Raw genomic sequence first — 16,815 nt, forward strand, 5'->3', positions numbered from 1 at the left:
GGAACTTAGAGCACCTCCGCGAAGTCCGGTTTCAGGCGTTTAAATATAAATCCTCCGGCCACAGTTGACGCCACTCCCAGTATAAATAATAACAGCATACCCTTCCAGTGGCTTTGCTCAATACCCAAAAGGGATAGTCTATAGCCTTCGACAACGTAATACATGGGGTTGAGCTTCAGGAGAATTCGCAGACCCTCCGGCACCGCCGCCGGTTGATACACGATGGGGGTATAAAAAAACCACATCCCGATTAGTACGTTTATGACTTGCCCGATGTCTCTGAGAAATATGTTCATGCTTGAGACCATCCAACTGATACCCATAATAAGCAGGCTCAACAGGAAGATATACACCGGCAGATAGAGTATGAGAATTGTGAGCTTTTTGGTGATTATCACCGCGGCCACACCAATGATGCCGAACATTATTGCGTGGTTAAGCATATTTGAAAGCAGTATGCTGAGAGGCAAAAGCTCTGAAGGGAAAAGGCTTTTAGTTATAAGCATCTTGTTTTCGATGAGGATTTGCACGTTGCGCTGCACCGTCTCAGCGAAATATAACCACGGCGCAAGGCCACACAGCAGCCATAACAGGAAACTTTTGGTTCCAGCCTCAGGCCCAAGCCTTGCCTTCAGTACGAATGAAAAAATAAACGTATAGGTTATAACAGTGATAACGGGGTGAATGACCGCCCAGAAAACTCCGAGGAATGAGCCAGTGTAGCGGCTCTTCAAGTCACGAATCACGAGGCATTTGAGCATATACCTGTTGCTTATAACCTCACGGACAAAGCGAAGGGCCACCATCTTCAACGATATCAGCCTGGTTAAGAACACCGTTGCTATGGCCGACTACCCCGCATTAATTGACCCACACGGACTGGGGAAAAGACTGGACAGCACCCAAAGACTGGACAGCACCCTCAGCACCCTCATAGCCCCCAAGCATCCCAAATCCCACACGTAGAAGGCCGACAATAAATATCCATGCGAAATGGTAACATAATCGGGGAGTTGTTGTCAATTGCGCTATGACACCTGTGTCAAGCCAAAATAAAAATGTCCTATTCCTGCCAAAGTAGAAATGTCCTGTTCTAAGCAAAATATCGGGCAAAATATTGGACTACTCCAGTACGGTGCGGGCCGCGACGATGCCTAAGACACTCAGGGCGTCCGCCTTTATGAGCGCCCTCGCGCATTCGTTTATTGTAGCTCCCGTAGTCATAACATCATCCACTACGGCTATCTTTTTACCCTTTACGCTTATGGCCGACCTGAAGGCATTCCTGAGAGATTTAACCCGCTCTGTCCCCCTGAGCGTGGTTTGATGAGGGGTTTCCTTTACCTTCAGCAGAGTATCGTACGAAAGGGGTATTTGGGTGAAGTCCGATATGGCCTTGGCAAGGAGCAGACTCTGGTTAAAACCCCTCTCTGTAAGCCTCTTTTTTGTCAGTGGAACGGGCACGATTAAGTCTGCCTCCGGTATTTCTATTTTCTTAAGCAGCTCGGCTAATGGCCGCGCAAGCCTCCTTACACCTGAAAATTTAAACAGATGTATCGCCTCTTTCATAGCACCGGAAAACCGCGCGTACGCCCTTACAGTAGAATAAAACGGTTTCTCCGCATAACAATCCCCGCATTTAGTAATCCCCTCAACCTGCAGGGGTTTAGAGCACACACTGCACACATTAGCAGGCAGGCGGCTCATGTTCGCCCAGCAGACCCCACATATCGGGGATGTCGCCAATTCGTCAGAGGGCCTGCCGCATACCGGGCATAGCGACGGGAAGAGTATGCCAAGTATCCCCTCCATGATTTTGGTATATGATGGCATTGAGCCGTCAACTGTAAATTATATCGTCTCTATCCTGCCCCGTTGAGACAATAGCAATGGGAATCCCAAGCGTCTCCCCTATCACCTTCATATAGTCCTTCGCCTTTTGAGGTAGTTTGCCATATGAACGAACACCCGCGGTAGTGTGTCCCGTCCAGCCGTCAAGCTCCTCGTAAACCGGCGTACAGCCCTCAAGAATGGGCATCTCTTTTGGAAAATCCTTCAACAGTTGATCTTTATACCTATAACCAACGCATACCTTTATCTTGTCCATCCCATCAAGGATGTCGAGCTTTGTGATTACAAGTCCCGTAAGGCCGTTAACCCTTACGGCGTGCCTGAGAACTACGAAATCGAGCCAGCCGCACCGGCGCGGCCTCCCCGTAGTAGCCCCATATTCGGCACCCTTTTCTCTGAGGAGTTCGCCCTCCTGCCCCATGAGTTCAGATGGGAACGGGCCTTCCCCCACGCGTGTTGTATAGGCCTTGGCAACCCCCAGCACCTCGTCTATACACTTAGGGCCTACGCCAAGTCCTGTCATTGCCCCACCGGCGGTGGCGTTTGACGACGTTACATATGGATATGTGCCGTGGTCAACGTCAAGCAGTGTGCCCTGTGCACCCTCAAACAGGACGCTTTTACCGCTTTTTATCGCCTCATTTATAGTTATGTCCGTGTCATCAACGTATGGGGCAAGTTTTTCGCCATAGGACATATACATATTATAAATCTCATCGGCACCTAATTTTTTGGTGTCAGGGAATTGCCCAAGCATATAGTTTGCGTCGGCAACGTTTGCCCTGAGTTTTTCCTTAAATTGCTCAGGCCAAAACAAATCGAGCATTCTGATGCCTGAGCGCGACGCCTTATCGGTATAGCACGGGCCAATGCCACGCCCTGTTGTGCCAATTTTTTTACTCCCCTTTTTCAGCTCCTTTGATAAGTCCAGCGACACATGGGTCGGCATTATCAGATGGGCATTTTTACTCACCTTCAGATTCTCCATTACCGCAACGCCTCTGGCCTTTAGCTCTTCTATCTCCGTAATCAGCGCCAATGGGTCAACCACCACGCCGTTGCCGATAATGCACAACTTGTCTTTATGTAAAACGCCCGATGGTATCAGGTGAAGGATAAACTTATCGCCCCCTATTACTACCGTGTGCCCGGCATTGTGCCCGCCCTGGTAGCGAGCCACCACGTTTGATTTCTCCGTCAGGCAGTCCACTATCTTGCCCTTGCCCTCGTCTCCCCACTGTGTGCCCACTATTATGATATTTGCCATTGCTCCTCCGTATTTGTCACCACCCCTCCGTGAAGGTTCAACCGTTCATCGTTATTTTCTTTACTTCTATTATATTGGGAAGTTTCGTTATCTTGTCCAGGATATCCTTGCCAACATTTCCATCTACGCTGACCACAGATACGGCCATACCGCCCTTGGTTTCCCTGCCGAAGTGCATCCTTGCGATGTTTATACCGCTCTGCCCAAAGAGGGTTCCTATGCTGCCTATGACGCCCGGCCTGTCGTTGTTGTTTATATACAACATCGTCCCTTCGGGGATTACTTCGATTATATAATTATCTATCGCTACTATCCTCGGGTCCTTTTTGCTGAACAATGTGCCGGAGACGCTAAAGTCCTTCTTCGCAGACTTTATTACAAGGTCAACCCTCGTGTTATAGTCGCCCGCATCGGCATTTTTCGTCACCTTAACGATTATCCCGCGCTCTTTTGCTATGTGCGTTGCATTTACAAAGTTCACTGTATGCTCAAGGACAGGCGTTAAGAACCCCTTTACAGCGGCTATCTTAACGGGTTCGTTCATTATCTCAGCCGCCTCGCCCCTGAGTTCTATGCTTATCTCCTTCACCTCTTCGTCCATGAAATAGGAGGCAAAACAACCCATCTTCTCAGCCAAATCTATGTAGGGCCTCAGGGTATTGACCTGGTCTGCCGGTATGGAAGGGAAGTTCACGGCATGACGAATCGTACCGTGTACCAGATAATCCGCTATCTGGCCGGCCACCGCCAGCGCCACATTTTCCTGCGCCTCATGGGTAGAGGCACCAAGGTGAGGGGTGCAGATGACCTCATCAAGGGTCATAAGAGGGGAATTCTCAGGCGGCTCCTTCTCAAACACATCAAGGGCGGCACCTGATACCTTCCCGGACTTTATCGCCTCATATAGGGCAACTTCCTCAACTATCCCGCCGCGCGCGCAGTTGATTATCCTCACGCCGTCTTTCATCTTGCCGATGGAGTCCTTGTTTATGATATATTTTGTCTCGTGCGTCAGGGGCGTGTGTACCGTTATTATATCGGAACCGGCGAATAGCTCATCCAGCGAGACCTTCTTTATACCCAAATTGCCAGCAAGTTCCTCATTTAAAAACGGGTCATAGCAGATAACCTTCATATTCAGCCCCAGCGCCCTCTTTGCCACCTGAGAGCCGATGTTTCCGAGTCCCAGAACGCCAAGGGTCTTGTCAAACAGTTCAACGCCCATGAATTTCTTCTTCTCCCACTTGCCAGACTTCATAGACTGCGTGGCCTGTGGAATTTTGCGCACAAGCGACACAATAAGGGCAATCGTGTGCTCGGCTGTGGTAATGGTGTTGCCCCCGGGTGTGTTCATTACGACGATTCCCTTGCTTGTGGCGGCGGCCTTGTCAACATTGTCAAGCCCGGAGCCTGCACGCCCGATTACCTTTAAATTCTTTGCACACTCTATCACATCCGCCGTCAGCTTAGTGGCGCTTCTGATAACTATACCGTCATACTGCCCTATACACGCCTTTAGCTCGTCCGGCGTCATGCCGGTCTTTACGTCAACTTCCAACGACGCGTTTCTTAATATCTCAACCCCTTTGTCTGATATATTATCGCTTACAAGTACTTTCATCAGGCAATACCCCCAAAAATGGTTTTATTACAGCAGTATCTCTTCACAGGCCGCGACCCCCTTGCCAAGCGTTACTGGTGCGCCAAGCGTCTTTAGCGTCATCTCTATGGCCGAGATGGCCGTTATTATGTCAAATCTGTCTGAGTAGCCAAGATGGGCGATGCGGAATATCTTTCCTTTAGCCTGGTCCTGCCCGCCTGCGGCGGTAACGCCGTATCTTTCCCTCAGTACCTTGTATATCTTCTGGCCGTCTACGCCCTCAGGGGCCTCAATGGCCGTTACGGCGTCGCTTGGCATCTCCTTCGCATATAACCCCAAGCCTATGGCCTTAACTGCCCGACGTGTGGCTTCAGCCAATAGTGCGTGGCGCTTAAATACGTTTTCAAGCCCCTCCCTTTCAAGTATCTTTATTGACTCGTTAAGGCCGATTATCAACGTCACGGCAGAGGTGAAATTCGTCTGATTGTCCTGTTGCTTTTGCCGCTCTACCTTCAGATTAAAATAAAACTTCTCGATTTTAGACGTCTCAGCCATCTTCCACGCCTTTTCAGACACGCTTATAAAGGCCAGCCCCGGCGGGAGCATCAATCCCTTCTGCGAGCCGCCAATCATAATATCTATGCCCCACTCGTCTGTCTTTAAATCATGGGCAACGAGGGAACTTATCGCGTCAACAACCAAAAGCGCCTCACCATGTTTATTAACTATGCCGGCGATGGCTTTGATGTCGTGGTTTACGCCGGTTGAGGTCTCAGTGGCCTGAACAAAGACGCCCTTCACACCCTGCTCTTTGTTGAGAACCTCCTCAAGGCGCGCGGGGTTTAGCGTATAGCCCCAGTCAACCTTTATTTCTATAATCTCAAGCCCGAAGGCCTTGCATATCTTAATCCAGCGCTCGCCGAATTTTCCTCCGTTGACTACGACGGCCTTATCGCCGTGATTGAAAAAATTCGTGACTGCCGCAACCATTCCCCCCGTGCCTGTGGAACAAAGGATGAGGACATCGTTTTTGGTTTGATACAGATGTTTAAGGCCTGTCCTTGCGGCGTCAAAGATTGGAATGAAGTCAGGGGCGCGATGATGAATCATCGGCATAGACATAGCGGCAAGGGCCTCAGGCGGCACCGGCGTGGGTCCGGGCGCAAGCAGATACTTTTTTAGCATTTTACACCTCCGGTTATTTTAAAAACAATTCGCTGTTTGCAAATATTTTTTATTTTCATAGTTTACAACACACCGACGCGATTATTATAATAAAAAGCATGAGAAATAATATAGCCGTCTGTAATAAAATAATCAGTGAGCCTGTGTGCCGCGTGTTTCGCGCGGTGGTAGTATCTTAAAGCCGGGAGGTGAATGAATAAATGACAAATGTATTGCGTATTTTTATTTTTGTCGTCTTTGTCATAAGCGGTTACATCCTGATTAATCCTTATGGGTACACGTTTGAAGGCCCTGCCGTTGGGGCAATGGCCGGTGTTTTGGTGTTAGGCTCAGAGTTTTTCTTCAGAAAGCTCCGCATGGGTAAGGTAATAGGCGGACTTATAGGGCTTTTTATAGGGATAGTTATAGCCAAACTTGTAACATATCCACTGCGGTCTCTGATAAAGGACAATCAGCTCATAACAACCACAATTGACCTGGTATCATCGTATATCGGCCTGTTAATCGGTTTTTCAAAGGGCGATAATCTCTCCATCGCGAGCACTATGAGGCTTTTCAGGGGGCAGGGGGGCGAGGAAAATCTAAAAATCCTTGATACCAGCGCGATAATTGACGGCAGGATTGCTGATGTCTGCGACACCGGCTTTCTTGATGGCGTGTTTATAGTTCCACAGTTTATACTGCAGGAGCTTCAGCATATAGCGGACTCTGCGGATTCCATGAAAAGAAGCCGTGGACGGCGTGGGCTTGACGTCCTGCACAGGGTGCAAAAACTAGCGGGAATCACAGTGAGAATCATTGACGAGGACTTTCCTAAGATAAAAGAGGTGGACTCCAAGTTAGTTGCACTGGGCAAGGTGATGAATGCCAAAATCATAACGAACGATTTCAATCTGAACAAGGTTGCCCAATTGCACGAAGTACCCGTGTTGAATGTCAACGAGTTGGCAAATGCCCTCAAGCCGGTCGTCCTGCCCGGTGAGCTGATGAAGGTGTTTATAATAAAAGAGGGCAAGGAATCCAACCAGGGGGTGGCCTACACGGACGACGGCACGATGGTCGTGGTGGAGAGTGCCCGAAAGCTCATCGGCAAGAATGTCGAGGTCATAGTAACCAGCGTCTTGCAGACGACGGCGGGGAGAATGATTTTCTCCAAGCCCAACGTAGAATAGCATGTTTACAACGGCGATAGTGCCCGCGGCAGGAGCGGGCAGCAGATTTGGCTCTGTCACAAACAAGGTCTTCCACCCCGTTGGCGGAAGGCCTGTTCTGATAAGGGTGCTGGAGATACTGGATACGTCATGGAGCATAGACGAGGTAATAGTTGTCTTTAAGGACAGCGATAAGGCGGCAGGCACAGCTCTTATCAAAAAATACGGCATCAGCAAGGCAAAAAAAATCGCCCGCGGCGGACTAACGCGCCAGGAATCGGTCTTCAATGCCCTTAAACTCGTAGACAACAAGGACTCGGTAGTGCTTATCCATGACGCCGCGAGGCCTTTTCTGTCTCAGGAGCTTATTATTTCTTCCCTTGAATCGTTGGACGGCTGCGAAGGCGTGGTCTCCGCCGTGCCGTTAAAGGACACGATAAAAGAGGTAAGAGACGGGTTTGCGGTAAAAACACTGGACAGGGCTCTACTTGCCGCCGTTGCCACGCCTCAGGTCTTTCACTATGGCACAATCTTCGACGCATATAAAAGGGCAGCAGCAGATGGGCTGAACTTCACCGACGACACATCGGCTGTGGAACACTATGGCGGCAGGATAAGGATTATCCCCGGTGACTATAACAATATCAAGATAACGACGCCGGAGGACATCGTCTTCGCGGATTATTTACTCTCAGCCACAGTAAAACGGCGGCGATGAGAATTGGCATAGGCTACGATTCACATCGCCTGACAGAGGGCAGACGACTGATAATCGGCGGTGTGGAGATTCCTTTCGATGGAAAGGGCCTCGCCGGGCACTCCGACGCCGATGTCCTCGTCCACAGCATCATAGACGCGCTACTTGGGGCGGCCGGGCTTGGCGACATAGGCATGATGTTTCCCGACACAGAGGCAAGGTGGAAGGACGCCGATAGTATCGCCCTGCTCACTGCCGTTGTTGACCGTGTCTCAGGGTGTGGCCTTGAGCTGACATGGCTCGACTGTGTAGTCATAGCGGAGAGGCCTCGCCTGCGGCCATATGTTGATTCCATGAAAAATGCCATTGCAGGGGCCGGTATCTCCGCCGGTCTAATTAACATAAAGGCAAAGACAAACGAGATGATGGGGTTTATAGGCAGGGGAGAGGGGATTGCGGCCATTGCCACATGCTTGTTAGATGAGGGAAACAACAGTGCCGCGAGGTAAACAAAAAAGCCTGAAAAAAGAAATAGTGCTCAACGCGCCAGCCCGTGAGCATAAGACATTTAATAATCAATTAATCTTCGACAACAGCCCGCCTGACAACAAGTTTCTCTTTGGCTGCCTCCTCTGTTTTGTGGCCCTTGGGTTGTTTAGTATTCTGCACCATGTGATGTGGCGCGATGAGCTTGAGGCCTGGATGATGGCGCGGGATGCGTCTTCCCTTGGTGAGCTGTTTAATAATATCAAATATCAGGGACATCCGGCTCTCTGGTTTGTGACCCTGTACGCCCTGTCCCGCATAACCCCCAACCCTGTGATTATGCAAATGTTTCACCTTGCCCTTGCCGTGGGTACCGTGTATGTCGCACTGAGGTTTGCCCCATTTACGAAGATCCAGAAAGTCCTGTTCATCTTCGGATACTATCCATTTTTCGAGTACTGCGTAATCAGCCGGAACTACGCTTTTGGGCTGCTCTTGCTGCTGATTTTTTTGTCTATGTTTCGACCCGGGTTGCGCCCGGGCGTCAAAAAAAATTACATCAATCTATCAATAGTTTTATTCATTCTCTGCCAAACCAACCCCTACGGGGCAGTTATAGCGATTGCGTTAGCCCTCACGCTCCTCTTTGAATTAATTTTCTTAAATGATGCAACCTCCCCTATTTCCACGAAAACGAAATGGCAGTTTGCCGCCGGGGCCATAATTTTTGCCTGTGGCCTTTTAGTCTCGGCGGCACAGATGCACCCGCCGCATGATTCTGTCTGGTATCATCCAACATTTCTTCATGACAACAAGCTCGTGATGCTGACAAAATTTCTTGAGGCCGTCGCCTTTATCTGGCGTGCCTATGTGCCGATACCCATGTTTAATATGCACTTCTGGGGGCATAATTTCGTTTCCCATCTGTTTGCCGACCCTATTAACGCGGTAAAGGCGACAGTTGTGTTGTCCATCATCCTGCTGATTTTCTCTTTGACGTTATTTCTCCGCCGCCGCCTCGCGTTGTTTTATTATACTGTCGGCACGTTTGGGATAGTCCTGTTTAGTTATGCGATTTATGGCGGGTCTATAAGACACTGGGGGCATTACTTTATTGTTTTTGTCTCAGCCGTCTGGCTCTCAAATCTCTACGAAGTCAAGCCATTTAATTCCGGTGCCTCACAAACCGGCGTCCTGAATAAAATATGTGAATTTAAAATCTGTAAATTTATTGAAGACAAAAGGGGCGCTATCTTTACGGCTTTCCTCGTAGTGAATGTCGTTGCCGCAATCACCGCCAACACGCTGAATTACCTCTATCCCTTTTCAGCAAACAAGGAAACGGCCACATTTATCAAAGACAATGGATTAGACAAAATGCCTATACTTGGAGATAAGGACTATGCGGTAAGCGGAGTTGCGGCCTATTTAAACCGCCCCATCTACTATCCCACAACACAAAGACATGCCACCTTTATCATATGGGACAACAAACGCGAGGGGGTCAACGCTTCAAATATACTCAAATATGCCGGGCAATATTTACTCATGGAAAAACAAGACATACTCCTTGTCCTTACATATCCCCCATCAAAGGATTCACTTGCCATGTACAACAATGTAAGTTTTATTAAAGCATTCGAAAACAGCACCCTGTATGAAGAAAGATTCCTCTTATTTATTATGAAATATGCGCCTCACTGAATGAGGATACTTTGTATCTATGAGAATACTTCAGATTATATATGAGAGTTTGAGCAGTCCATTTGGATTTGGCGGGGCGGGGGTGCGGGCGTATGAAATTTATAAGAGGCTCAAGGACAGACACGATATTACCCTTTTGTGTATGAAATATCCGGGGGCAAGGGATGGCCTTATTGAAGGCTTAGACCACAAATTCGTTGGCGCTGAAAGCAATAGTCTTACTAAGAGCGTCCTGTCCTATACCATAAAATCATCCATATTCGTAAAAAAACACGGAGGGGATTACGACGTGATAGTTGAGAACTTTCTGCCTTCCACGCCGTTTTTCTCAACACTTCTTACTACAACCCCCGTTGTCCTGCAAATACAGGGTATAATGGAGCATCACTCAATAAAGAAATTCAACCCACTCTATTCTATCCCTATGTATGCGGTGGAGAGTTTTTACCCCGCCCTGTATAAGAATCTGATGTTCGTTTCTGATGTAACCAGAGGTAAGGTAATGTCGCGGCGCGGGATGAGGGGGCTACCTCACACGGTTATCCCAAACGGCATAGACCTGAGGCTTCTGGAGACCACCCCTGCCGCCTCCCGAAATGAATACATCCTGTTTTTTAGCAGAATAGATACCTACACCAAGGGACTTGACCTGTTAATTGAGGCATTTATTGAGATAAACAAGCAACTTCCCAATATAGAGCTTATCCTTGCGGGATATGAATTTGACAAGGCCGCCGCGCTGATTGCGAAGGTACCTCCAAAGGTGGCAGGCAAAATACGATACGCCGGATTTATTACTGGCCCGGGCAAACAAACCCTGCTGAGCGGCGCTATGATATTTGTCCTGCCGTCGCGGCACGAATCCTCGCCTGTGAGTATTTTAGAGGCCGCGGCGTGCGCGGTGCCGGTAGTGACCAGCGACATTGAGGAGCTTTCTTTTGTTGAGCGAAACAACATTGGGCTATCTTTCAAAAGTGGTAACAGCGCTGACCTTGCTGATACCTTGTTAAAACTTATACGAGACAACGCCACGCGCAGGAGGCTTGGCGAAAACGGGAGAAACTACGCGAGGAGGTTTCTGTGGGACGAGATTGCAACAAGTTTTGAGGAGTATCTGAGTACTGGAAGCCGCCAACGGGCGGCAGATGGAAATCAATAAATAAAACATGGCAAAAATACGGGGTGAAGGGGGGGTTACCCCCCCTTCGTCGTTAATTTTTTAGTCCCTTAATCCTTCGAGTCTGTCCGCCCCTGCGATTGTTTACTTTATTGTTGGGCAGCCCTCCTTTACGCAGCGGCGCACGCGGGTATCGAGGCGTTTCATATAATCAACGGCAAGCTGTTTATCTATTTTAAATCCACTGGAGGTACGTTCAAGGATAATCCCCGATTTTTTTAATTTTGACATTGCACGGGAGACTACCTCTCTGACACTGCCTGTCATTGAGGCAAGTTCCTGATGTGTGATATCTACTACGACTATGTTCTCAGAAGGCGATTTCCCTGAGGCCAGTCCTAATATGCACGACAGCACTCTCTGTTCAACATCTTTGAATGTCATGGTTTCGACCATTTTCGACAGATGTTGTACCTTTCCGCAAAGCGTTTGCAGCATCTTAATGCCCTGTCCGCTGAGGCCGTCACACATCAATTCGAGAAACATCTCAGCAGGTATGTATATAATTGAAGAGTCTTCAAGGGCGATGGCGTTTACCATTTGTTTCCTGTCCGTGAGCAGCGGGGCACAGCAGAAATGTTCTCCGGTGGACATTGTCTTTATAACTATTTCTCTGCCTTCTTCAGACGCCTTAAATAATTTAATGGAGCCTGACACTACAATAAATATGTATTTTAGCTCGTCGGACGATGAAAAAAGCATATCGTCTTTGGCTATTTTCCTGATAAAGGCCTTACTCTCAATTGATTTAAACTCATCAGCGCCAAGGCGCGACAGACATGGCAGCAATCTGAGTTTACTCCGGTTTACAACCAACGTTTCAGTTGTCGTATCCATGTCAACCCCCTTCTGGCAATCCGAATATAATAGTACCCTTGCTTCGGTATATTAGTAACATCCTGATGGTATAGTCAATATTATTCTGTATAAAACCACCCGCGTTGTGGTATATTTATGGCATGGACTGTATATTTTGCAGGATAGCCAATAGAGAAATACCGGCGCGGCTTGTCTATGAAGACGACCTTGTGGTTGCCTTTGAGGACACAAACCCAAAGGCCCCCGTCCATGTCCTCATAATACCGAAAAAACACATCCCGACCAACCTTGAAATCGCTGACACGGACAATGCCCTTGTCGGCCACATGTTTCAGGTGGCAAACAAGATAGCGGGGGAGCGGGGCATTGCTGGCAAGGGGTTTAGGTTGGTGATGAACTGTAATGAAGACGCGGGGCAGAGCGTGTTTCATATCCACCTTCATCTCCTTGGTGGAAGGTCTTTATCGTGGCCGCCGGGGTAGTGGACACGTCCGGCAACATGATGACATTGGGGTATTCGCCCTGCCCCAACGACACGTTTATCTTTTATGCCCTTGTCCATAAGAAGATAGATTGCGGGGGGATTAGTTTTATCGGGCACATAGAGGACGTCGAGACGCTTAATCAGATGGCCCTTGAGGGGCGTTTGGACATAACTAAGGTATCGGCGGCGGCCTATGGACACATCAGCGGCGGCTACGCGCTGCTTAGGAGTGGTGGGGCCGCGGGGCGGGGCTGCGGGCCTCTTCTGGTATCAAGGGAGAGATTTTCAGGTCTCAGGGGAAAGAGGCTGGCCATCCCCGGGCTGATGACGACCGCGTATTGCCTTGCCAGCCTGTTTGATTTTGAACTAAGGAAGGACATAATTGTGATGCCGTTTGATAAGATAATCCCTGCCGTTAGGGACGGGGTAGCGGACTGTGGCCTGATAATCCATGAAGGCAGGTTTACGTACAGGGACTACGGCCTGAATTTAGTGGCCGATTTGGGGCAATGGTGGGAAGAGAAAACCGGCTTGCCGATTCCCCTTGGCGTGATTGCGGCAAAAAATGACATTCCCCCCCATACACGCGCACAGATAGAAAATGCGATAATGGCGTCAATCTCATACGCGTACGCCAATACGGATGAGACTATGGACTATGTCAGGCGCCACAGCCAGGAACTCTCGGATGAGGTTATAATGAGCCATATCAATCTCTACGTAAACAACTATACTATGGACTCCGGCGGCGAAGGACGACGGGCACTTGAGAAGCTCTTAGAGATGGCGCGGGGGAAGGGGATTTTTCAGGCGAATACATGAGATTGAGAATTTTAATAGTATCTCTGCTGCTTGTCCTTGTAGGGGCGGGCTACTGCCACGCGGCTGATGCACAGTACCTGCATCTAAAGGAAGGCCGCGCCGCGCTGAATAACAAGGACTATGAAAAAGCGGTGGCAGAGCTGTCAGCGTTTCTGGAAAAGCCAAATCTATTGGCCGACTATGCCCTGTTGTGGAGGGCTAAGGCATATGACGGCCTCCCGGAGAGGGAAAAGGCACTGAGTGACCTTCATCAAATCAAAAACGAATTCCCCAACTCGCCTCTTTTAAAAAATGCCCTCCAATATGAGATCAAAATAGAGACTAAATCGAACTCCGAAAGGGCGCTCGTGCTGATTGAAAAATACCTGAAAGACAACCCTGATGACAACGCTCTGAGATTGACATATGCGAAGATGCTTGGCGAGCATGGCAGAGAACAGGACTCACTGCGTGAATTTACACACATATACTTAAGCGGGGGACCGAGTTCGGCTGAGGCGGCAAAATATATAGACACCGCAAGCCTAAGTCCATCGGCCATCCTGACGAGGGCAAAAAACCTCATAGGGAAGTTCCGGTACAAGGATGCTGAAAACGAGCTAATGGCTAATATCTCCCGCGCCCCCGAATCCCTGAAGCAGCAGTACACTGAAAATATCGCCATGGCGCTTTTCAGACAAAAGAACTACAAAGAAGCGGCGGGATATTTTAATAAAATCGGCATGAACTATTTCGAGGCCCGTTGCCTGTTCAGGGCGGGGATGTATGATAAATTTCGCGAAAAGTTAGCGGCACTAGACCCAAACAGTGACCGCAAGGCTGCCGAGTTAACCCTTATTCATGGCCTGTACTACCGGCGCAGTGGAGACATTGACAAGGCGCTGGCTGTGTTCACCTCCCTGAGGGGTAACCAGTTTATGGCAGAGGAGGCGCTCTGGCATATCGGCTGGACGTTGTTCCTCACAGGAAAATACAATGACTCATATAAGATATTCAACACCTTACACACGAAATATGGCGCTTCCAAATACCTTTACTGGATGGCCAGAGCGCTTGAAAACAAAAAAGAAGACCCCTCTGCCTTGTATAAACAGTTAACCGCCGGCGATGATTTTTATGCCTTTCTGTCATATTACAAGACAGGCCGCCAGCCGTCGTTAATCCCGCAGGCGGAGCTAAAGGCGGCAAGAGACCACGACGAGCTGAAAAGGCTTTCCATTCTGCTTGAACTCAACATAGACGACGCCATTAAGACAGAGAGCCTCTACATAGCAAAGCATGCCCAGATGTATCCGGCAAATGTCATGCTGCAAGCGGCGGTGATGCTTAATGAGGCGGCGATGTACCGCCATTCCATCATGCTTGCGGGGAGTTTGCAGTACTCGGCAAAGACACACTGGTTGCTGTACCCGTACGGGCATAAGACGACGGTGGATGAGGCCGCGCGGAGGTTTTCCATTAATCCGCTGCTCATATTGTCTGTGATAAGGGAAGAGAGCCGTTTTCAGGAGGATGCCTTTTCACCGGCGGGGGCTATCGGCTTAATGCAGTTGATGCCACAGACGGCGCAAAAATATTCGGGAGTTGTACAGGAGAGAATAGATAACGAAGGCGATATATTTAATGTGAGAAAAAATATACTCATCGGGGGGTACTACGTAAGCCAGCTTGTGAAGGAGATGCGATGTGTGGCCGCGGCCGTCGCCTCGTATAACGCGGGGGAGCATGTCGTGTATAAGTGGCTGGAGGCAGGGCATTACAAGGCCGTAGATGAGTTCATAGAAGATATACCATACGACGAAACAGAAAAGTACGTCAAGAGGGTGCTAAAGACATATTTTCAATACACAAGAGAATCTAATCCCGACGGCGAGGCAGTAAATTTTGCATTTGACTGTCAAATGATGTAGACATAAGATATGGCTTTTTGTTATCCTATCCCCAGAGTTCAGGTTTATTATGAGTCCAAGTTAGTTAAGGAGGCAGTGCTGTGGAAAAATTAAGGAGTTTGGAGGAAAAGATATCCTCCGTCATAGAAAAGGCAAAGGCGTTGAAGCTGGAAAAAGACAACATTCAAAAGCGCGTTGAAGAGCTTGAAGGGCAGCTTGTGCAAAGTCAGAACGAGTGCAACTCCCTGCGGGAAGAGCTTAACAACAAAAACATGGAGATTGCCAGTGTAAGAAGCGATAAAAACTCTGTGTCTGAGCAGATAGACGCCATACTTGGCGAGCTTGATTCGATAGAGATATAAGTAAGACCTATGGGCAGCGCCGAAGTATATATAATGGGGCATAAGTATATCCTGAGCGGGGATGGGCCGGATGACTACGTAATGGAGCTGGCCTTGTATCTGAACAAGAAATGCCAGGAGGTGTTTGAGAGCGCGCCTCATGTGCATCCGCTGAAGGCCTCATTGCTGGCATCGTTAAGCATAACCGATGAGCTATTTAAACTCAGGAAACTGACAAAGGAACTTGAAAGCCAGACTCAAAGTGCCCTTGACAGCATTCTTGATTAGTCCGTAGTTTAGGGGAATATGAAGGCAAGGATTTACATAAAGCTGAAACCGGAGGTATTGGATCCACAGGGGAAGGCCGTCTCTGGCGGGCTTAAGACCCTTGGGTTTGACGGCGTCAGAGACGTCAGGGTAGGCAAGTATATCGTGCTGGACATGGACGAGGGGATTGCCGATGCGGAGGCTGAAAAACAGGTAAAAGATATGTGCGAAGTACTCCTCGTAAACACCGTCATAGAGGAATACGAATTCGAAATTGACACTTGACAGCAAACCGACACATAATTAATTAAGCGGGGGAAACAATATGGATATAGAAAATGCTGCAAATGAGGAGGCATATCGTTTAAACGCTTTCGACGCTGGGTTAAGTGTGGAGATAACATCGGATACGATGCCTTCTAAGGTGTCGGGTTTTATAGTTGACGTAAAATCGGACAATATTATAATCAGGCCTGGTGGTACTGAGGATTTTCACACTAAAGTACCAAATGGGACTGAAATTACAGTGAGATGTTTTACGGGAGAGACGGTATTCAGATTTAAAAGTATTTTAAGAAATGTGGTTTTTGAGCCGACGATGTTGGCTATTATCGGGTGTCCTGAGTCAATACAAAGAGAAGAGCGCAGGGATAAACGCAGGACTACCTGTAAGCTGCCTTGTGTGCTCGTTATAAAGGAAAATAAGATAAAGGCGTGCATTGAGGACCTGACGCATACTGGCTGCAGATGCAGTTTATATGAATCGGGGATGTTAGACAGATGGTCTGCGAAGTTCTTATTCGAGGAAGACTGCGCGGTTGATATATTTTTTCTACCCGCAGGCGGCACAGTTAAAGAACAGTCAATTAAGGGCATGATAAAATATTTAAGAACGGCATATGACAGGTTCGACATAGGCGTAGAGTTCTATCTGTCCTCAGAAGAAGAAAAAGACATGATAGAGACCACATTAAAACTCGGCTGGTGAAAGGTTTTATTTTATACGCTACAGATGCGACTGAAAATAAATCTGGCCTATTTTTGTCCTCCATAGGTAATTTCCCTATGTCTGTCA

The 16,815-nt window shown here is 48.5% G+C and carries 18 protein-coding genes; 12 read left to right on the forward strand and 6 right to left on the reverse strand.

Features of this window, described 5'->3' with window-relative positions:
- Positions 1-5: 5 nt before the first annotated feature.
- From AB7D94_RS02535 to AB7D94_RS02555, 5 genes are all read right to left on the reverse strand, one after another.
- Positions 6-836: an ABC transporter permease gene (locus AB7D94_RS02535; RefSeq protein ID WP_420264146.1), complete on the reverse strand. Its 831-nt coding sequence runs from the start codon at positions 834-836 to the stop codon at positions 6-8.
- A 286-nt stretch (positions 837-1,122) separates the two neighbouring features.
- On the reverse strand, positions 1,123-1,833 hold the full coding sequence (locus tag AB7D94_RS02540; RefSeq protein WP_420264147.1) for a ComF family protein: 711 nt from the start codon (positions 1,831-1,833) through the stop codon (positions 1,123-1,125).
- A gap of 7 nt (positions 1,834-1,840) precedes the next feature.
- Positions 1,841-3,118: an adenylosuccinate synthase gene (locus AB7D94_RS02545; protein ID WP_420264148.1), complete on the reverse strand. Its 1,278-nt coding sequence runs from the start codon at positions 3,116-3,118 to the stop codon at positions 1,841-1,843.
- A 37-nt stretch (positions 3,119-3,155) separates the two neighbouring features.
- Positions 3,156-4,739: a phosphoglycerate dehydrogenase gene (serA, locus tag AB7D94_RS02550; RefSeq protein ID WP_420264149.1), complete on the reverse strand. Its 1,584-nt coding sequence runs from the start codon at positions 4,737-4,739 to the stop codon at positions 3,156-3,158.
- A 27-nt stretch (positions 4,740-4,766) separates the two neighbouring features.
- Positions 4,767-5,903: a pyridoxal-phosphate-dependent aminotransferase family protein gene (locus AB7D94_RS02555; protein ID WP_420264150.1), complete on the reverse strand. Its 1,137-nt coding sequence runs from the start codon at positions 5,901-5,903 to the stop codon at positions 4,767-4,769.
- Between the two features lie 200 nt (positions 5,904-6,103).
- Between AB7D94_RS02555 and AB7D94_RS02560 the strand changes: the two genes are divergently transcribed.
- The 5 genes from AB7D94_RS02560 to AB7D94_RS02580 are packed head-to-tail and all read left to right on the forward strand — an operon-like array spanning position 6,104 to position 11,100.
- Positions 6,104-7,075 (forward strand): PIN/TRAM domain-containing protein, encoded by a 972-nt coding sequence (locus tag AB7D94_RS02560; protein ID WP_420264151.1) that lies wholly within the window; start codon positions 6,104-6,106, stop codon positions 7,073-7,075.
- 1 nt (position 7,076) lies between these two features.
- Positions 7,077-7,772 (forward strand): 2-C-methyl-D-erythritol 4-phosphate cytidylyltransferase, encoded by a 696-nt coding sequence (gene ispD / locus AB7D94_RS02565; protein ID WP_420264152.1) that lies wholly within the window; start codon positions 7,077-7,079, stop codon positions 7,770-7,772.
- Positions 7,769-8,260, forward strand: a complete 492-nt coding sequence (ispF, locus tag AB7D94_RS02570; RefSeq protein ID WP_420264153.1) for a 2-C-methyl-D-erythritol 2,4-cyclodiphosphate synthase — start codon at positions 7,769-7,771, stop codon at positions 8,258-8,260. The genes ispD and ispF overlap by 4 nt, the downstream gene beginning before the upstream one ends.
- On the forward strand, positions 8,247-9,941 hold the full coding sequence (locus tag AB7D94_RS02575; RefSeq protein WP_420264154.1) for a hypothetical protein: 1,695 nt from the start codon (positions 8,247-8,249) through the stop codon (positions 9,939-9,941). The genes ispF and AB7D94_RS02575 overlap by 14 nt, the downstream gene beginning before the upstream one ends.
- A gap of 19 nt (positions 9,942-9,960) precedes the next feature.
- Entirely contained in the window at positions 9,961-11,100 is a 1,140-nt protein-coding gene (locus tag AB7D94_RS02580) for a glycosyltransferase family 4 protein (RefSeq protein WP_420264155.1), read from the forward strand.
- 102 nt (positions 11,101-11,202) lie between these two features.
- Here AB7D94_RS02580 and AB7D94_RS02585 read toward each other — a convergent pair whose 3' ends face one another.
- A complete protein-coding gene (locus tag AB7D94_RS02585) occupies positions 11,203-11,955 on the reverse strand; it encodes a Crp/Fnr family transcriptional regulator (RefSeq protein ID WP_420264156.1) in 753 nt (250 codons plus the stop codon).
- 122 nt (positions 11,956-12,077) lie between these two features.
- Here AB7D94_RS02585 and AB7D94_RS02590 point away from each other — a divergent pair, with 122 nt between their 5' ends.
- From AB7D94_RS02590 to AB7D94_RS02620, 7 genes are all read left to right on the forward strand, one after another.
- Positions 12,078-12,419 carry a histidine triad nucleotide-binding protein gene (locus AB7D94_RS02590; protein WP_420264157.1) on the forward strand — a complete coding sequence of 114 codons (342 nt, stop codon included), beginning with the start codon at positions 12,078-12,080 and terminating at the stop codon, positions 12,417-12,419.
- Positions 12,404-13,243, forward strand: coding sequence for a 1,4-dihydroxy-6-naphtoate synthase (locus AB7D94_RS02595; RefSeq protein WP_420264158.1), 840 nt, complete (start codon positions 12,404-12,406; stop codon positions 13,241-13,243). The genes AB7D94_RS02590 and AB7D94_RS02595 overlap by 16 nt, the downstream gene beginning before the upstream one ends.
- Entirely contained in the window at positions 13,240-15,153 is a 1,914-nt protein-coding gene (locus AB7D94_RS02600) for a transglycosylase SLT domain-containing protein (RefSeq protein WP_420264159.1), read from the forward strand. Before AB7D94_RS02595 ends, AB7D94_RS02600 begins: the two co-directional genes overlap by 4 nt.
- 80 nt (positions 15,154-15,233) lie before the next feature.
- Positions 15,234-15,494 carry a hypothetical protein gene (locus tag AB7D94_RS02605; protein ID WP_420264160.1) on the forward strand — a complete coding sequence of 87 codons (261 nt, stop codon included), beginning with the start codon at positions 15,234-15,236 and terminating at the stop codon, positions 15,492-15,494.
- Between the two features lie 9 nt (positions 15,495-15,503).
- Complete coding sequence (locus AB7D94_RS02610) at positions 15,504-15,761, forward strand: cell division protein ZapA (RefSeq protein ID WP_420264161.1); 258 nt, start codon at positions 15,504-15,506, stop codon at positions 15,759-15,761.
- An 18-nt stretch (positions 15,762-15,779) separates the two neighbouring features.
- Complete coding sequence (gene purS, locus AB7D94_RS02615) at positions 15,780-16,025, forward strand: phosphoribosylformylglycinamidine synthase subunit PurS (RefSeq protein WP_420264163.1); 246 nt, start codon at positions 15,780-15,782, stop codon at positions 16,023-16,025.
- Between the two features lie 40 nt (positions 16,026-16,065).
- On the forward strand, positions 16,066-16,728 hold the full coding sequence (locus AB7D94_RS02620; RefSeq protein ID WP_420264164.1) for a flagellar brake domain-containing protein: 663 nt from the start codon (positions 16,066-16,068) through the stop codon (positions 16,726-16,728).
- Positions 16,729-16,815 lie beyond the last annotated feature (87 nt).

The sequence above is a fragment of the Candidatus Magnetominusculus dajiuhuensis genome, assembly GCF_046044395.1.
Taxonomy (GTDB): domain Bacteria; phylum Nitrospirota; class Thermodesulfovibrionia; order Thermodesulfovibrionales; family Magnetobacteriaceae; genus Magnetominusculus; species Magnetominusculus dajiuhuensis.